The sequence below is a fragment of the Desulfogranum aggregans genome, assembly GCF_055398265.1.
Genome location: NZ_AP042447.1, coordinates 3,159,537 through 3,172,998, shown reverse-complemented (window position 1 = coordinate 3,172,998; position 13,462 = coordinate 3,159,537). Strand labels below are relative to the sequence as shown.

The following is a 13,462-nucleotide window of genomic DNA, read 5'->3' as shown; positions in this document are numbered from 1 at the left end:
AATTCACCCTTTAATCCTTCACCTTTCCCAACGCTGGAGGAACAGACACCTTCCCGTTGATAAGAAACTCCCTGTTTTCTCCGTTAGCTCAGGTGCATCAATGCTGAAAAAATGAATAGAGACATTGCCGTGGTACGAAATGGTATGCCCGATGGTGTGAGCGGGAGCGGGAGGCGCCGCCTGCTTGATTTTATGGGTGGCGAACCAGTGTGAGTTGCTCTTTACTGATAACAACGGCAAGTTCATTACGTTTCTACAGTCGTCCCTTTCGACAACGCCCCACCGGGCTGCCCACCAGTCCGCCGTCCTTTACCGACCTGCCGTATCGGCTCATTAGTCCTCCTCCATCATCAGAGAAAACTGACGAAATAAAAGAACAAAACCATATGTTGCAAAGGTGGTCGTGCTGATGGGCAAAATGAATGGTACCTCTTTCTCTACGAGTTGAAGATGTAAGGGGTTGGAGCATGCCAGCAGGCCTTTCCTTATCAGCCGTGAGGCGAAACCGCAGTATGGTTGAAGGGATTAGTAAAAGCGGAAATTGAAAGTTCCGTCCTACAATGGTACTGTTTTTCACTGAGATAGGGGCATGTCGGTTACTGTCCGATAGCTCTCTTGTAGCATTGAAAGGCGCTGATTTCCACTCTTGACCTTATCAACGGTATGATCCCATGGCCTCACCCCCTAGCGAAAATGACAGAGCGCATGCTCAACTGATCTGGCACGCAATTCCAGCTGCAAAAGTCCTTGATACGTTAGCTGCTTCAGCCACGGGCCTGACCGATGATGAGGTGGCAGACAGAAGACACCGGTATGGCCCCAACCTGTTACCTGCTCCTCCACGGCGGAGTCGGCTGATTCAGTTTCTCAGCCAGTTTAATAATGTGCTGATTTACGTGCTGCTTGGCGCTGCTGTGTTTACTGCCCTCCTTGCCGACTGGGTTGACGCCGGCGTCATCATCGGTGTGGTGTTCATTAATGCAGTCATCGGTTTTATGCAGGAGGGAAAAGCCGAAGAAGCTGTTGATGCCATCCGTAAAATCCTCAGTTACGAAGCCCTGGTTCTTCGCAACGGGAGCAAGGTGTCGGTGCAGGTTGAAGACCTGGTGCCCGGAGATGTTGTTTTTCTCCAGTCTGGAGATAAAGTGCCGGCGGATATGCGTCTGCTCCAGTCAAAAGACCTACGCGTTGAAGAGGCACTGCTCACCGGCGAGTCGGTACCAGTTGATAAATCCATTGAGTCTGTGGCAGCTGACGCGCCATTGGGTGATCGCCGATGCATGGTTTTCTCGGGAACAATGGTGAGCTTTGGTCAAGGTCGGGGAGTTGTGGTGGCAACGGGTGAATCGAGCGAGATCGGCAAGGTCAGCACCATGCTTGCCGGTGTGGAAACGTTAAAAACCAGGTTGACCCAGCGCATGGATGAATTCAGCAAATGGTTGACCGGGGCCATCTTGATTCTCGCTGTCGCCACCATGGCTTTTGGCCTGGCGCTCCGCGACTACTCCTTTACCGAGCTGTTTTTTGCTGCCGTAGCCCTGGCTGTTGCCGCTATTCCTGAAGGGTTGCCGGCAATCATCACCATAACCCTTGCTCTGGGGGTACAGCGGATGGCGCGTAAAAAGGCCATTATTCGCAGGTTGCCCGCAGTTGAAACCCTTGGCTCGGTAACGGTAATCTGCTCGGATAAAACAGGGACGCTCACGCGCAATGAAATGACCGTGACCACTGTTTTGCGCGCCGATCAAACCTATGATGTTGATGGTGCGGGCTACCGTCCACAAGGCGCTTTTCATGTTGAAGGGGAAAAAATAGAACCGGACGACGACCAGATGCTGGTTGAGCTTGCCCGGGCCGGTCTACTGTGCAACGATGGCTCCATATCGGAAAAGGAAGGGATGTGGAGCGTACAGGGGGATCCGACTGATGGCGCCCTAATCACCCTGGCGCTCAAGGCGGGGTTGGATGTACAGCAGTGTGATAAGGCGCTGCCCAGAAACGATGTTATCCCGTTTGAATCTGATCATAAGTTTATGGCCACACTCCACCGTGTTTCCGACGACCATAGCCGTATTTACCTCAAGGGAGCACCGGAACGGGTTCTGGATATGTGCACCGGGCAACGCCACCTGGATGGTGTCTCCCCCGTTGATCATGATTTCTGGAGGGAGCAGATTGAAGCCGTTGCCGCTAAGGGCCAGCGTACTCTGGCAGTAGCAGCACTTGATGTCGGAGACAAGCAGACGCTTGCAATGGAGGACGTCCAGAGTGGAATGATCCTGCTCGGTGTTTTTGGTATCATCGATCCGCCGCGGGATGAAGCCGTTGCTGCGGTGCAAAGCTGTCTGGAAGCAGGGATCAAGGTGAAAATGATTACCGGCGATCATGCGCTCACAGCCACCGCAATAGGGGAACAGATTGGGCTGGATGTGACGGCAAAGGCGATTACCGGGCAGGAGCTTGAAACCATGGATGACGATCAGCTGGAGTTCATCGTCCAGAAAACCAATATTTTCGCCAGGGTCAGCCCGGAACACAAACTCCGCCTGGTGACCGCATTGCAGGCCGGTGGCCAGGTAACGGCCATGACTGGTGACGGAATAAACGACGCGCCGGCACTCAAACGGGCGGATGTCGGCGTAGCCATGGGGTTGAAGGGAACCGAGGCAGCCAAAGAAGCAGCCGAGATGGTACTTGCCGACGACAATTTCGCCTCCATCGTCCATGCCGTTGAAGAGGGGCGAACCGTATACGACAACATCCGAAAAACATTGGCATTTATCCTGCCGACCAATGGTGCTCAGGCCGGAATTATCATTGCCTCGGTGATGATGGGGATTTCCCTGCCGATTACCCCCTTGCAAATCCTCTGGGTCAATATGGTTACCGCGGTTACGCTCGGGCTTTCACTGGCGTTTGAACCACCGGAAGGGGACGTCATGCTCCGACCTCCACGTTCCCCTGAGGAACCGTTGCTGACGCAATTCCTCTCCTGGCGAATAGTCTTTATTTCTGCGATAATGGTTATGGGGACCCTTGGCCTCTTCCTCTGGGATCGTTACCATGGTGAAACGCTGGAGATGGCCCGCACAACAGCAGTCAATACTTTGATATTTTTTCAGATATTCTACCTGTTCAACGCCCGGTATCTTAAGGAGTCCGTGCTCTCCCGCGAAGGGTTGTCCGGCAATAGGCAAGTGCTGCTGGCCGTTACCGCGATAACCTTTCTGCAGCTGTTGTTTACCTATCTTCCGCTGTTCCAGAACCTTTTTGGGACTGCCGCAATTCCAGTGGGAGACTGGGTACGACTGATCAGCTTTACCTTTTCGGTGTTTATAGTGGTGGAAATTGAAAAAATGATCATGCGTCGTGTTACGGAAAAACGCCCTGGAGGATGAACCGGCCCTTTTATTCCACTGGAGTGAGCCAGCCGCCCCGCCCCTGAATCCTGCGGTTGAGGAGGCCCAGGGTTTTGGCCGGATCCGGCATTGCAGGGCGGGCACTTTTGAGGGTGGTTTGCTTCTGTGCATCTAAGCGAAAAGTCCAGGCAAAAGGCCATTGCCACTGGGTGTATGGCCGGTCTGGGGCAGAGGGTATTTCGGTGAACCGTATATCAACTACTGTGGCGGTTTGCTGATCATTCTGCACCGCAAACCACCACCCCCTGGAAAACCATGTAACCGTTTCAAAGGGGCGCGAATACCGCACCGACTCCACCACTTTGGCATTTCTGGGGATGAATTGGAAGCGTATATCCCGGTTGGCATCATCCAGCCACGACCAGTAGCCCAGGAGAAATCCTTCCGGAGTTTCGGCAAGGTGCCGCCAGAGCAGGGTAGTGAGTGGACCGGTCGAAGTCACCTGCCTGCCGACCTCATAGTCAAGCTCGGCCAGGGCCTCACGGAATTTTTGATCAGCGACAGCTTGGCCGGTGAAAGACCAGGCCGCATAGACGACGGCTGCGAGTAAACCGAGGTGGTTTATCCAGCGGGCCGCAGTCTTTTTGTTGACAGCATAGGCGCCAATGGTACCAATGAGCAGAGGAGCGGTGAACAGGGGATCAATGATATACATATTGTTCAGCGAAAAACTCTGCCGCGAAAGCGGGGCTAACAGCTGGGTGCCGTATACATTGAACAGATCAATAAGGACGTGGGTGCTGAGAATAAGAAAAACTCCTGTGACCGCCTGATAGAGCGTGAGCTGTTGTGAGGTGCGGGATCGTTTGAGCAGCCAACCCAATGCGATGGAACCGAGGAGCAAAAACCAGACAGAGTGTGATTCCCCCCGATGCCAGTAGAGTCGTTGCACCTCATCAAGCACAGGGTAGATCACCACATCAAGATCCGGCAGGGTTCCAAGGAGTGTACCGGTCACCAGGGCTTTTCGCCCCAATTGGTGCTGCCAGCAGGCGTGGCCTACGGCTGCGCCGAGCGCAGCTTGTGTCAGGGAGTCCATACCATGAGAAAGAGCATTCTTTTTAAGGCCGTGTGACGAGGGATTACTTGTAAACTATCTGTTTTCTTTGGTATCTTACATCGCAATCAGGTAAAGAGCACGTATTGATGCACAAGAGGCATGATCCGGAATCAGTGACAGTACAGAGTCTGGCCGTTTCCCATGGTCTGCTATGGAGAGATAAGACCGCAAGCGGGGAAAAAACAGGCTCAGTACCCCCCTCTACCGGGCGTTTCATCCTTTATGCACACCCACTGATGCAGGATGATATATACAATTGCTCTGGTGTATACTCTTTAAGCGATTTTTCCATCAACCTCCTGCTGAAACACTCTATTTCCTGCCAGCGCGTTCCACCAGGCAGGAATACTTTGTTCAATTCCAGAATAATCGAGGTCATTCATGAACCCAGCCTTTTCTTTGAAGCGTCTTGCTCTCTGTATCGGTATTGCCTTCCCCAGCCTTCTTTTTGCTCAGGATAAAGATGTGCAGCCCCCATATGCGGGTGCTTCAAGCGGGTGGGCATCATTCCTCCGCGGCGGGGCCGTGTACCAGTTTGACACCGATCTCGATGAAGGCGGAAGTTATGATGCAACCCGGTTCATCGTTCAGCTCGGATCAGGGTATAGCTGGGACCGGCAGGACAATGTTTCGCTTTCGATCGGCTATAGCTATAATGGCTATGACTTTTCCGGTGATCGCGGTTTGGCCTCAGTTAATCCATGGGAAGATATCCACACGGTGTCTATTGGCCTCCCTATACGGGCGGGGATAGACAACAGATGGACGGCCTTTGTGATACCGTCCATACGCTCCACCGGAGAAAGCGGTGCTGACTTTGACGATACGTTGACCGGAGGCGTGCTCGGCGGGTTTTCCTATCGTTTCAGCGACAGGTTGACCATCGGACCAGGAATAGGCGTGATCTCACAATTGGAGGATTCGGCAACTGTTATCCCAATTCTGATTATTGACTGGAAAATTACTGATAAATGGAATCTTGCCACAGGCCGGGGGCTTGGCGCTACCGTGGGGCCGGGGTTGACACTGAGTTACCAGCCGAACGAAACGTGGCGTTTTGGTATTGGCGGCCGCTATGAGAAGCTTCGTTTTCGCCTGGATAAAGATGGGACATTTGAGAGTGGGGTTGGAGAAGACGCTTCCTTTCCTGTTTTCCTCTCCGGCACCTATACTTTTGATCCCAAAGCAAACCTTAGTGTTGTTGGTGGATTTGAATTTGGCGGTGAGCTGAAACTGGAAGACCAAGACGGTGAGACCATTCAGGAAGACTCCTATGATACCGGCATATTTCTCGGTGTGACGTTTAATAAACGTTTTTGACAGCGAACTGAAAGTAGGGTAAAGGGCAGAGCCGGGCTGGAAGACTGAAGCACGCTACCTGTGGTTGCGTATAAATTGAAGGGTCTGGGCGTGGAGTTCGTGGGTTGATGCGGCAATAAGGTTTCCGTCAGACTGCAGTGATAGCGGTCTGCCCTCCCAGTCAGTGATTACTCCTCCGGCCTCTTCAATGATGGGGATCAGCGCCAGGTAGTCATAAGGTTTGAGCTGGGATTCTACCACGAGATCTATGTAGCCCGAGGCCAGCAAGCCATAAATATAGCAGTCCCCGCCAAAAAGGGCATTGGCGGTTGTATTTGCCAAGAGGTTAATCATCGGCTTGTCCTGCTCGTCAAAATATCTGATGGAGGTGGTGTAAAACTGTGCTGACGCAAGCTCGCTACAGCCACTCACCCGACTCTCTACTGCCCCCTTTTGCGGTGAGCTGGCATGGCACCCCTGCTCTGCCGTAGCGAGCCATCTCTCCTTCAATACCGGAATCTCGACCGCACCCACAACCGGTCGTCCTTTATACAGCAATGCAACGAGTGTACCCCAGAGCGGCGAACCGGTTATAAAACTGCGGGTGCCGTCAATGGGGTCAATGACCCAGACATATTCGGCATCGACAGCTTCCTGTCCGTGCTCCTCTCCAAGAATGCCATGGTGCGGATAGGAATGGAGAATGCTTTCCCGCATTTCTGCCTCGACCGTCCTGTCCGCTATCGTAACGGGACTACTGTCTTTTTTCACGTCAATGGTGTAGTCGGCGCGAAACCATTGCTGCGCTATTTCTCCACCCCGCTGTGCAAGTACGGCGGCAAAATCAGCGAGCGTATCCAAATCATGTGGCAGGTGGGGCATGGTCGTAATCTGAGTATAGGGAAAATGGGTGTGCTGTGTGGAATAGTGCACGGCAGTATAGGGGCATCACCGGAGATATGCAATAATTTTGCTTGGCAAGGAGGGAATCAATGGGCAGGGAGCGCACTGAGGAGTAAAAGCGGGCCAATGGCAACGGGTCGCAGCCGGATCAATGGACCCCTGTGGAGTGGCATGCAAACGGGGGCAAACAGGCGTACCGGTGTTTGACTTTTTGTGTCCAGTACTTAACCTGTGCCCAATACAGACTCAGAGAAATACTGAAAAGGAAGGGAGTGTATGGCAAACATAGAGATTTATACGAGCGAACGCTGTCCTTACTGCGTCAAGGCCAAGGCCCTTTTAGATCGCAAGGGTGTTACCTACCAGGAGGTGGATGTGACCGATGACGAGCAAGAGCGACAGAAACTGGTGGAAAAAGCCAACGGCTTAAGAACTGTTCCGCAGATTTTCATCGATGAGCGTCATATCGGAGGGTGTGATGATCTCTATGCCCTTGACCGAAAAGGAGAATTGGATGAACTTCTTCGCGCATCATGAGCATGAATACTCCGGGATTGCCGGATAAGCTGCTGCCAATCAAGGGTCCTGAAAAGCCATCAAGCAGGAGGCTTGTGAGTACCATGAAAGCAACAGGCGGTAAGGGATTTGGGCTGTGAAGCGCTCAACCTCCGCCTTGGCGTGCAAATTGGGTGCGCCGTCCATGGTCTATGGAGAGGACGTGGTGGAGAATGTGCAGAAATTAGCCCCTGGTCTGGATCATGTCGAGCTCGTACTTTTTCACACGCCGACGCTGCATAATTTTCCTGAGCCTGGAGAAATTGATGCCCTTGGGCAGATAAAGAAAGAGGCAAACATTTCTTTTTCAGTTCATCTGCCGACCTCTCTGGAGATCGCTTCCAACCACAGAGAAACAAGGGAATTCTCCATCCGGCTGACCAGGGAGCTGTTTGGGCGAATGGCAGCACTGGAGCCCTCGCATTATGTCCTCCATGTTCCTTTTACCCCGCCCACCTTGGTTCCGGTTTCCGGCAACTATTTTTTACCGGGTAAGGGCGATGGATGGGAGGCGTGGACCAGCCGGGCTCTGACGGGGTTGGAGAGCCTTCGCGGTCATCTCGGCGGTGCACCGTCGTTGCTTGTGGAAAACATCAACTATTCACCTGTATTTCTCGAACCTCTTCTGCAAAGCGGCCTTTGTGACCTCTGCCTTGATGTTGGCCATTTACTGCTTGGCGGGGAGGATGTGGCGGAAACCCTGCTACGGTATCTGGAAGTAACCCGGGAAATTCATCTTCATGGAGTGAAAGGCGCTGAAGAGCACCTCAGCCTCTCTGCATTGCCGCAGGCCCTTCTTGACCAATGGATGGAGCTGGTCCGCGCTGCTGGATTTGAGGGGGTATTGAACCTGGAAGTTTTCAGTCCTTCCGACCTGGAGGAATCTGCTGCCATGGTCTGGAAAGCGTTCGCTCAAATGCTTTGAGGATTACCGCAGGCCTCCGGTTTCCGTCGCGCGGAAAGCAGAGAAGCGACAGTGCCTGCGGCTGCTTAAAGAGGAGAAAGCTGTCGCAGGTGCGTGCGGTCATTTACCTTTTCCACCTGAAAACCGGTTTCATCCATGGAGAGAATGTTCAGGGCTGCTGTATCCTGGCGTAATGTTCGAAATTGGTTTAACGGAGTCGTAGAGGCAAAGCAGAGGAGAGTAGCGATGACGAAATTATGTGAGCAGACCAGCAGGGTACTCCCAGGTCCATAAGGCTCGGCAATCCGTTTGAGTGTATCAACCGCCCGCAGCTGAACTTCTTTAAGGCTTTCGCCTCCCGGCAAGGTTAATTCTGCCGGCTTGTTTTTCCACGCCTCTTGAAAATCCGAGTATTGAGCCGTCCACTGCTGCAGTTCCATCCCTTCAAAGTCTCCCAGGTTCATTTCCACCAGGCCCGATGCTGTGATCAGAGGTGCGGCAGGATGAAATGCTGCGATATGGGATGCCGTTGCAGCAGCACGTTCCAGAGGGCTGGTATAAATCGCCGTGATCGATTCCTTTTTTAACGCCCGTGCCAGAGCACGAGCCTGAGCCTTGCCCTGCAGGTTGAGGGGTATGTCGCTGCGTCCCTGGAAACGCTGCTGTCGATTCCATTCAGTTTCGCCGTGTCGGACCAGAATGATGCGTTTTCCTGATGAGTTGAGCATGGTCTTTGGGTGGTGTCATTTGCCTTGTGCATTGGAGAGGCCAGGAGGAGGAAGAGCTCCGTTCAGGTCCTGATCCCCACTCCTTTCCTCAGCAAATAGATGTTGGCAGCAAAAAGGGCCACGGAAAAGAGAAGCAGCATGGTTAGTCCGGTGGTGACGCTGATATCGGATATGCCTAAAAAGCCGTAACGAAACCCGTTGATCATATAGACAATGGGATTGGCTTTGGATACCTGCTGCCAGAAGCCGGGAAGAAGGCTTAACGAGTAAAACACGCCGCCCAGGTATGTCAGCGGAGTGATGACGAAGGTGGGGATGATGGAGATATCGTCGAACTTCCGGGCAAACACCCCGTTGATCATACCTGCCAGAGAGAAGACAAAGCTGGTGAGCAGACCGAAAAGCATGGTGTGCCAGATGCTGTGGATCGGCAGCCTGATAAAGAACAGGCTGACTAGGGAGACCAGCATACCAACACTTAACCCCCTCACCATCCCGCCTGCCACGTAGCCGAAGATGATGACCCAATTGGGGGTCGGGCTTACCAGCAGTTCCTCGATGTTTCGTTGGAACTTGGCGCTGAAAAACGAGGAAACGGTATTGGTATACGAATTGGTGATGATTGACATCATGATCAGGCCGGGGGCGATAAAGGCCATATAGCTGTATCCCTCGATCGCGTTGAGCTGAGAGCCGATGAAGCTGCCGAAGATAATGAAATACAGGGTGATGGTGATGACCGGAGGCACCAGGGTCTGTACCCAGATGCGAAAGATCCGGATAACCTCTTTTCTGGCGATTGTGCTGAGGGATATCAGGTTCGCTTTCATTGTTCCACCAGCTCCATGAACAGTTCTTCCAGGCGGTTTGATTTGTTGCGCATGGACTCGACCGAGATATTGCAGGCAGAAAGGTGATTGAAAACCGAATTCATGGTCTGTTCTTTTGATTTTATGACTTCCAGGGTGGTCTCATCAATGGGGGTAAAGGTGGCACCGGCAAGCTGGGGGACCTTTTTACCGTTCAGCGGTCCAGTCTCAAACACGAAGGTCTCCTGATCCAGTTTTTTCAGCAGTGTTTTTTTGTCGCTGTTTTCAATGATTTTTCCATCGTTTATGATAGCAATGGTATTGCAGAGCTGTTCAGCCTCTTCCAGGTAGTGGGTGGTGAGAATGATGGTTTTTCCACGGTTGTTCAGCTCCAGGAGGAAATCCCACATACCGCGCCTCAGCTCTACATCCACCCCGGCGGTAGGCTCATCAAGGATCAGTAATTCGGGCTCATGAACCAGGCCTCGTGCAATCATCAATCTTCGCTTCATTCCCCCGGAAAGTTCCCTGGCCGGGCGGTTTCGTTTATCCCAGAGCCCCAGCTGAGTGAGATACCGTTGGGCATTGGAGAGGGCCGTCTCTCGTGGCAGACCGTAATAGCCTGCCTGTTGGGTGACGATGTCCATTACCTTTTCAAAGATGGAGAAGTTGTACTCCTGGGGAACAACTCCGATAAGTTGCTTTGCCCGAGCAAAATCGCGGTCAATATCAACCCCGAACACCTCGACCTGGCCGGCGGTTTTGGTGACAAGGGAGGTGATGATGCCAATGGTGGTGCTTTTTCCCGCTCCATTGGGGCCCAGCAAACCAAAGAACTCGCCTCTGGCGACATTCAAGTCAACGCCCTGCAGGGCTTGTAGTCCGCTGGCATAGGTTTTTTGCAGGTTGGTGATGGAAAGAGCGTGCATAATATGTTTTTTTCTATTTCAACGAGGTACAAAAGCGTCAGTCACAGGAGGCGGTCCCGTGCGCTGGAATGTTTTTACGTGACCACAAGTTGCAAGGCATGCGTTTGCCTCCCTGCTCCTTGTTTCCAATCCGTGACAGCTCAGCGTGGTGCCGGTCGGCCTATGACGATGAGGCGTCACAGCACCACTTGCACGAGGAAGTATGGTCACAAAGGGGCACCCATTGACCAGGTTGCTCATGGATGTCGTGTGGTGATGGGGAGCCAGGGGCTGAACCGGTGGAGGCAAGACGCAGGAATTCGTTAAAGCACAACGAATCTGTTGCTTCAAGTTCCCTCTGCCTGTGCAGAGAGGCTACAGCCTCCCAGACAAATTCGCCCTCTTTCATCTCCGTATAGGAGCGTTCGAGAAGGGCGCGGCGATGTTGTTTGGCCAGACGCAGGGCCAGTTCAGTGACCTCCAGGTCCTGGGCCTCCATATCTTTCAGTATTCTGGCAGAGGGAGTGAGTGCAGAACAATCCACCCGCCGACGTTGGCCATCCAAGGCGCGTTGATACTGCTGCCCATGGTACGCCTCGTCGAGTAACCGTGCCACCTCGGTCAGATCGGAAAAAATATCCGCGGCCCACCGCGTCAGCAACCGGGGGCTTGCATCATCCTGCAGTACCAACGATGGGTTGCGTCCATCGGTTGCCACTCTGCTCATATTGCGTTTGGTAGTGGCGAGCTGCTGTCGGGAAAGTTTCGGGCTGTCCTGCAGCAGACAATAGGTCAGGAGAACATCAAGGAAGTACACCTGCTCCAGGTCGATGCCTGTTGGCGCGTAAGGATTGACATCCAGTGAGCGAACTTCCACATATTCAATGCCGTTGGTTTGAAGTGCATCGGAGAGCCTTTCTCCGTTATTGATCGGTCGCTTGGGTCGAATGGGCGCATAGAGCTCGCCCTCCTGCTGCAACGTATGGGTGTTCAGCTGCTGATATTCTCCTCGCCGCTGTATGCCGATTCGTTTAAAAACCGGATTGGACTGGCTGGCCGCTTTGCGTAATCCGCTGATAAACTCTGCAAGGCTGTTATAACTGATGGCCAGGTCTGCCTGCTCTTCAGTGGAATAGCCGAGATCGCTCATTCTCAGCGAGGTGGCATGAGGGAGAGAGTAGCTTGCCCGACCACTGGTTTGGAGAAACAAGCGACTGCGTGCATTGGTCACAAAGGTGGAATCCACTGCTGGAGAAGCACCGAAAAGATAGGGTACCAGCCATCCAATCCGCATAAAATTGCGGATCAGTCCCAGGTAGCTCTCGGAGATGAACTCCTGCAATGGCCGACGGTCGTTCTTGATCTGCTGCCACATCGGCCAGAAGCTGTCGGGCATGGAAAAGTTGTAATGCACTCCGGCAATAACCTGCATCATGCTGCCGTATCGATTTTTCAATCCTCGCCGATAAACGGTTTTCAGTTTACCGACATTGGAGGTACCATAGCGTGCCAGCTCAATATCACTCTCCTTTTCAATGGCACAGGGCATACTCATCGGCCACAGCAATTCTCCTTTGAGGTGGCCATAGACATGCCGATGGATGTCGGCGAGTATGCCGAGAGTCTCCTCTGCCTCGGTGCCCACCGGACTAATGAATTCCATCTGTGTTTCGGCATAATCGGTGGTTATACACTCATGGGTCAGCGGTGAGCCGAGGGATGCCGGGTGAGGAGTAGTGGCTAAGCTGGCGTCTCTGTTCACCCGCAGAGACTCTTTTTCAATTCCGCGGCGGATTCCCTGCAGAGTAGCCACATACTCGGGGTGCGCGAGTTTATCCAGCCTGCTCTTGTATGGTGTTTTCAATGGTGAACTCCTGCTTCATTCGATCGCCTTGCCAGTTCCTGTTCAATGCTGTCCATTAACTTTCCGCTGATATTGATGTCAAAGGCTGCCTCGATCTCACGGATACAGGTTGGACTGGTGACGTTTATCTCCGTGAGCTTATCGCCGATCACATCGAGACCAACAAAATAGAGGCCTTTTTCCTTCAGCACAGGGGCCAGGGTCTCGGCGATGCGACGGTCACTCTCGGTCAAGGCTCTGGCTTCCCCACGGGCGCCAGCTGCGAGGTTACCCCGGGTTTCGCCATGGGCAGGGATTCTGGCCAGGCAATAAGGGATTACCTCACCGTTCACCACCAGAATCCGTTTGTCGCCCGCACTGATTTCCGGGATATATTTCTGAGCCATGGCGTAGCGGGTACCATGGTGGGTCAGGGTTTCAATAATCACATTGAGGTTTCCATCACCCGGTCTGATTCGGAAAATGGAGGCTCCACCCATACCGTCAAGCGGCTTGACAATAATATCCTGATGCTCGCTATAAAAGCGCTGCATCTTGTCAGGGCAGCGGCTGACCAGTGTCTCCGGGATGAGATCAGCGAACCAGGCGGTGTAGAGCTTCTCATTGGCATCGCGCAGGCTTTGCGGTTTGTTGACAATCAGTGTTCCCTCGGCCTCGGCTCGCTCCAGTATATAGGTGGCATAGATATACTCAGTGTCAAAGGGAGGATCTTTGCGCATCAGGATCACATCCATATCTGCCAGCGGTCTGTCAACCTGAGGTCCCAGGTGATACCAGTTGTTGGCATCCTGCTGTACCTGCAGTGACTTCATTGTGGCCTGGGCGCATCCATTGTGCAGATACAGGTCCTCCATCTCCATGTAGTAGAGCTGGTATCCGCGAGCCTGCGCTTCCAGGAGCATGGCCAGACTGCTGTCCTTCTTCACCTGTATCTGTCCGATAGGATCCATAACGATCCCGAGTTTAATGTGCATAGGTTCCATTTTCACCGATAGCGGTTTGAACTGACTGGT

General features: G+C 53.0%; 11 protein-coding genes. 4 read left to right on the top strand and 7 right to left on the bottom strand.

Annotation, left to right across the window (positions count from 1 at the left end; all coding sequences use genetic code 11):
• The first annotated feature begins 671 nt into the window (after positions 1-671).
• On the top strand, positions 672-3,398 hold the full coding sequence (locus ACZ52Z_RS13950; protein ID WP_464267385.1) for a cation-transporting P-type ATPase: 2,727 nt from the start codon (positions 672-674) through the stop codon (positions 3,396-3,398).
• 10 nt (positions 3,399-3,408) lie between these two features.
• On the opposite strand, the gene ACZ52Z_RS13945 is transcribed toward ACZ52Z_RS13950, so the two are convergent.
• Positions 3,409-4,458, bottom strand: a complete 1,050-nt coding sequence (locus tag ACZ52Z_RS13945) for a metal-dependent hydrolase (protein ID WP_464267384.1) — start codon at positions 4,456-4,458, stop codon at positions 3,409-3,411.
• Between the two features lie 402 nt (positions 4,459-4,860).
• On the opposite strand from ACZ52Z_RS13945, the gene ACZ52Z_RS13940 reads away from it, so the two are divergent.
• Complete coding sequence (locus ACZ52Z_RS13940; protein ID WP_464267383.1) at positions 4,861-5,799, top strand: DUF6268 family outer membrane beta-barrel protein; 939 nt, start codon at positions 4,861-4,863, stop codon at positions 5,797-5,799.
• Positions 5,800-5,853: 54 nt separating this feature from the next.
• Here ACZ52Z_RS13940 and hisN read toward each other — a convergent pair whose 3' ends face one another.
• Positions 5,854-6,660 carry a histidinol-phosphatase gene (gene hisN, locus ACZ52Z_RS13935; protein WP_464267382.1) on the bottom strand — a complete coding sequence of 269 codons (807 nt, stop codon included), beginning with the start codon at positions 6,658-6,660 and terminating at the stop codon, positions 5,854-5,856.
• A 297-nt stretch (positions 6,661-6,957) separates the two neighbouring features.
• On the opposite strand from hisN, the gene grxC reads away from it, so the two are divergent.
• The gene (grxC, locus tag ACZ52Z_RS13930; protein ID WP_464267381.1) at positions 6,958-7,218 is read left to right on the top strand and encodes a glutaredoxin 3; all 261 of its coding nucleotides are present in this window, start codon (positions 6,958-6,960) and stop codon (positions 7,216-7,218) included.
• Between the two features lie 115 nt (positions 7,219-7,333).
• Positions 7,334-8,161, top strand: coding sequence for a cobamide remodeling phosphodiesterase CbiR (gene cbiR / locus ACZ52Z_RS13925; RefSeq protein ID WP_464267380.1), 828 nt, complete (start codon positions 7,334-7,336; stop codon positions 8,159-8,161).
• A gap of 65 nt (positions 8,162-8,226) precedes the next feature.
• Here cbiR and ACZ52Z_RS13920 read toward each other — a convergent pair whose 3' ends face one another.
• From ACZ52Z_RS13920 to gshB, 5 genes are all read right to left on the bottom strand, one after another.
• Positions 8,227-8,868, bottom strand: a complete 642-nt coding sequence (locus ACZ52Z_RS13920) for a histidine phosphatase family protein (RefSeq protein WP_464267379.1) — start codon at positions 8,866-8,868, stop codon at positions 8,227-8,229.
• Positions 8,869-8,930: 62 nt separating this feature from the next.
• On the bottom strand, positions 8,931-9,698 hold the full coding sequence (locus ACZ52Z_RS13915) for an ABC transporter permease (RefSeq protein ID WP_464267378.1): 768 nt from the start codon (positions 9,696-9,698) through the stop codon (positions 8,931-8,933).
• Positions 9,695-10,606 carry an ABC transporter ATP-binding protein gene (locus ACZ52Z_RS13910; protein ID WP_464267377.1) on the bottom strand — a complete coding sequence of 304 codons (912 nt, stop codon included), beginning with the start codon at positions 10,604-10,606 and terminating at the stop codon, positions 9,695-9,697. Before ACZ52Z_RS13910 ends, ACZ52Z_RS13915 begins: the two co-directional genes overlap by 4 nt.
• Positions 10,607-10,766: 160 nt before the next feature.
• Complete coding sequence (gene gshA / locus ACZ52Z_RS13905; protein ID WP_464267376.1) at positions 10,767-12,449, bottom strand: glutamate--cysteine ligase; 1,683 nt, start codon at positions 12,447-12,449, stop codon at positions 10,767-10,769.
• Complete coding sequence (gene gshB, locus ACZ52Z_RS13900; RefSeq protein ID WP_464267375.1) at positions 12,446-13,423, bottom strand: glutathione synthase; 978 nt, start codon at positions 13,421-13,423, stop codon at positions 12,446-12,448. The genes gshA and gshB overlap by 4 nt, the downstream gene beginning before the upstream one ends.
• Between the last annotated feature and the right edge of the window lie 39 nt (positions 13,424-13,462).